The following is a 4584-nucleotide window of genomic DNA, read 5'->3' on the forward strand; positions in this document are numbered from 1 at the left end:
TCTATTTATTTATGCGAAAGGTTGTTCCAAATGATATAGCCGTCATATTTCTCATTGTGTCCACACTCCCTATATTTTTCATCACTCTTTTTGAAAAGGACGGACTGACATTTGAGAAATATTTTAAATATATTTACCTTCATAAGTTTTATCAACCACAAAAAAGAGTGAGAAAGGAGGTTTACCTTGAAAGACAAAAGAAAGATTCAGCAGGTAAAGTTAGAACAAAACAAAAAGATGTTAAGAAGTCAAAGACAGGACTTAAAGCAAAATAAGGGAAAATCTAAAAAAGATAAAGGCGGGCTACTTGACCTTATTTTTAGAAAAGAACCAAAAAGATATACTGTCGAAGATACCATTCCCTATCATAGACTCTTAAAAAGTGGTATATGTCAGCTTGACGAAAAGCACTTTAGTAAAAGCATAGCCTTTCAGGATATTAACTACCAACTTGCTTTAGATGAAGATAGGGATCTTATTTTTAATCAGTTTGCAAATTTTCTAAACTCCTTTGATCCAAGTATCAGTATTGAGTTTTCATATATCAATCAACTTGGACGAAACGAAGAAATGAAGTCGGCAATTCAGATACCAGATAAAAAGGACGGTTTTGACGATATACGTCTTGAGTTTAGAGAGATGCTTAAAAGTCAGATTGTAAAGGGAAATAATGGACTGAAAAAATCAAAGTATGTAACCTTTACAGTAGAAGCGGATAATTTAGAGCAGGCAACATCAAAACTTGAAAGACTGGAGATAGATATATTATCTAATCTAAAGAGTATGGGAGTTCGTGCGGAAAGTTTAAGTGGGGAAGAAAGACTCAAGATTCTTCACGATATATTAAATCCCAATAAGACCTTTGAGTTTTCATACAAAAATTTGAGGAAAAGGGAAAGCACTAAAACATACATTGTACCTGATGAATTTAACTTCACGCCTTCAAGGTACTTTAAGTTTGGAAAATTTATCGGGGCAGTCAGCCATTTTCAAATTCTTGCCAGCGAGCTTTCAGACCGTATGCTTGCCGAGTTTTTGGATATTGATGATAACATCAATATTTCCTTTCATATTAAGGCAATCGACCAATCGGAAGCTATTAAAATGGTAAAGAGAAAAAATACCGATATTGACAAGATGAAAATTGAGGAAAATAAGAAAGCGGTAAGAAGCGGTTATGATATGGACATTCTTCCATCGGACTTAATCACCTATGGAGAAGATGTAAAGAGTCTCTTAAAAGATTTGCAGACAAGAGATGAACGAATGTTTGTGGTAAGTATCGTCTTTATGAACTTTGCAAAAACGGTGCAAAAGCTTGATAACACAATCTCTCAGATAAGTTCCATTGCAAATAAGCATAACTGCAAGCTGAAAAGACTTGACCATACGCAAGAACAAGGACTTATCAGCGTGCTACCTCTTGGCGTAAACAAGATTGAGATAGATAGAGGACTAACCTCATCATCTACGGCAGTTTTTATGCCCTTTACCACAGAGGAGCTTTTTATCAATTCAAGTAACAGTCTTTATTACGGACTAAATGCCTTAAGCCATAACCTGATTATGGCAGATAGGAAAAAACTCAAAAATCCAAACGGTCTAATCCTCGGAACTCCTGGAAGTGGTAAATCCTTTAGTGCTAAAAGAGAAATGGCAAATGCAATTTTAGTAACGGACGATGATGTGATTATCTGCGATCCAGAAGGAGAGTATGGAAACCTTGTAAGACAATTTAATGGAGAAGTCATTAAAGTCAGCAGTAAGTCCAAAGATTACCTGAATCCCCTTGATATAAATATGAACTATGGCGATGGGGATGCGCCACTGAAAGACAAAGCAAACTTCATTATGAGTATGCTGGAGCTTGTAGTAGGCGGCAGTGGTCTTACGGCAGAAGAAAAGTCCGTTATAGACAGGTGCTTACCTAAGATTTACGAAAAGTATTTTGATAATCCAACTCCTGACAATATGCCAATACTGCAAGACCTATACGATATGTTAAAAGGACAGGAAGAAAAGGTCGGTAAAAAGCTGGCAACGGAGATGGAAATCTATGTATCAGGTTCCCTTAATGTTTTTAATCACAGGTCAAATGTGGACTTAAATAAGAAACTCCTGTGCTTTGATATTAAAGAGCTTGGAAGTCAGCTAAAGAAAATAGGAATGCTTGTTATACAGGATCAGGTGTGGAATAAAGTATCTCAAAATAGAGGAAGCAAGGCTACAAGGTACTATATCGACGAGTTCCACTTGCTGCTAAAAGATGAACAGACAGCATCGTATTCGGTAGAGATTTGGAAAAGATTTCGTAAGTGGGGAGGTATCCCTACGGGTATTACGCAAAATGTCAAAGACCTACTTATGAGTAAGGAAATTGAAAATATCTTTGATAATACCGACTTTGTCTTAATGCTAAATCAAGCGTCAGGAGACAGAGAAATTTTAGCAAGAAAACTTAAAATCTCACTTCCTCAGCTTAGATATGTTACCAACTCAAATGAGGGCGAGGGATTACTGTTCTTTGGAAATACCATTGTTCCTTTCCTTGATAAGTTCCCGAAAGATACAATTCTCTATCAGAAGATGACTACCAAGCCTGAAGAAGTGAGGTAGCCTATGGGGAAAAAGCTGAAAAAGGATTTTAGGGAAAGGCATAAGGCAAGTCTTGAAAGAGAAATGATCCATAGTGAAACATTCACTACATCTGAAGAAAGTAAGCTAAAGCACAACGATGATTACAGAGGAAAAATCGTCCATGACAAAGACAGATTTCAGGACAAGGTTCATAAGAAAATAAACAAGGTAAGTTCTGATAATGAAAAGGCTTATGGAACATCCAAGAGAAATGCAAGATATAGAGCTTCTGATAAGGATAGTATAGCTGCTGTAAGTGAAACAGGAAGATCGGATTATATTACGGAGGTAAAGGATGGAAAAATCTATGATCCTTTAGGAAAAGACCTTGATAATGACGGGATTATAGACAGATACGATAATGACTTTAGGGACAGCGACTACTTTGAATCGACCTATGATGTGGATGATAATCTCCATAAAAAAGATGAGTTTTTTGGAAGTTCCTCTATAACTCATGAGGCTAAAAAGAGAAAGTATAAGAGGAAAAACTACACCGAAAGCCTTTATACAAGAAAAAAAGAAGATGTGTCAAAGGGAAATAAATCTGAAGGTAAAAAGACTGGAAAAGATGCTGCAAGCGAAAAAGTTTATAGTAGCCTTTCTAAAGAGCAGAGGAAAAAGCTAAAGAAAGATATGGTAAAGGTATCTGCCCTTTCAGGACTTGCCAAAGGAAGTGAAACCGTAAGGGATTATCTTTCTCATGGAAGTGATGAAAATAAAGGGGTAGAGGCAGGAGAAAAGACAGCGGACGCAAGCTCGAAACTCATTCATGGCATAAAGAAATATTCTGATAAGAAAAAGGCGAAGAAAGGATACGATCTTACAAATAAGGATTATAAAATCAGGAAGCGAAAATCGAAGCTTGAATTTCGTGATGCCAAAGAGAACCTGAAAAAGACGAATGAATATAAAAGAGCAAATGCCTATAAAAGATTTCAAAAGAAAAATCAGGTAAAGGCAGCCATTCGTCGTGAGAATAAGTCAAGGCTCAGAGATCGGATTAAAGAAAACCTCATTGGCTCGTTGAAAGGCTCAAAGAGATTTATATTAAGAAAAGCAAAGGGACTTATGATTATTTTCATAGGTCTTATTATTTTGGGAACTTTCTTTATCAACTTTGCAGGAACGGGAATGACAGGCTTTATGAACTCCACAAGTTCTATTCTTACAACAAGCTATTTGTCAAAGCCAAATGTCCTAAATGAAATCAATCAGAGCTTTTCTGCTATGGAGAGTGAGCTTCAAAATGAGGTTGATCATGTCAAAAATAACTATCCCGGCTATGACGAGTACATCTTAAATAATACAGAGTATATTGGTCATAATGTCCATGAGCTTTTATCCTATATTACATCAAGATGTGGAGAGGTAAAGAGTGTATCGGAAGTAGAATCCATATTAAAAGAATTGTTTGAGTCCATGTATGACCTTGAATATAGGGAAGAAGTTGAAATCAGATACAGGACAGTTACAGACACCTATACCGATGAAGATGGCAACGAATATACCGAAAGTCATGAAGAACCTTATGAGTATAAAAAGCTCATTGTAACGCTGCATAAAAAAGAGATGGACAGCATTATCCGAAAGGTCTTTGCTGATTATCCCGATAACTTAAAGCACTATGAAGCCTTATTCCTTGCACAAGGAAATATGGGAGAAGCCTTTGGAAATTCTGACCTTATCAGTGCAAATGGTGGCGTAGGTGGTGGAGTTGAGTATGAAGCATCAAGTGAAGTTCAAAAGAAGATTGTTAATGCTGCATACATCACGCCATCTCCGGGTGCAGGCTGGTGTGCCATGTGGGTTTCACAGGTCTATCAAAATGCAGGTCTTGGATATATTGGCGGAAATGCCTGCGATATGTACAGAAACTATACTTTTACATCAGACAGGTCAAAACTCAAGGTGGGAATGCTTGTAGCGGTGGAAAGCAGTAGTAGT

Annotated in this window: 3 protein-coding genes; all 3 read left to right on the plus strand. The window is 36.8% G+C overall.

Annotated features, from left to right (window positions below):
* On the plus strand, positions 1-275 hold a 275-nt coding region (locus HMPREF1253_RS07670; protein WP_036739850.1), incomplete at its 5' end, for a PrgI family protein.
* Positions 187-2616, plus strand: a complete 2430-nt coding sequence (locus HMPREF1253_RS07675) for a VirB4-like conjugal transfer ATPase, CD1110 family (protein ID WP_000653488.1) — start codon at positions 187-189, stop codon at positions 2614-2616. The genes HMPREF1253_RS07670 and HMPREF1253_RS07675, both read left to right, overlap by 89 nt.
* 3 nt (positions 2617-2619) lie before the next feature.
* On the plus strand, positions 2620-4584 hold a 1965-nt coding region (locus HMPREF1253_RS07680; protein WP_023056213.1), incomplete at its 3' end, for a CD1108 family mobile element protein.

It is taken from the genome of Peptoniphilus sp. BV3C26, from assembly GCF_000478985.1.
In the GTDB taxonomy this organism is placed as follows: Bacteria; Bacillota; Clostridia; order Tissierellales; family Peptoniphilaceae; genus Peptoniphilus_B; species Peptoniphilus_B koenoeneniae.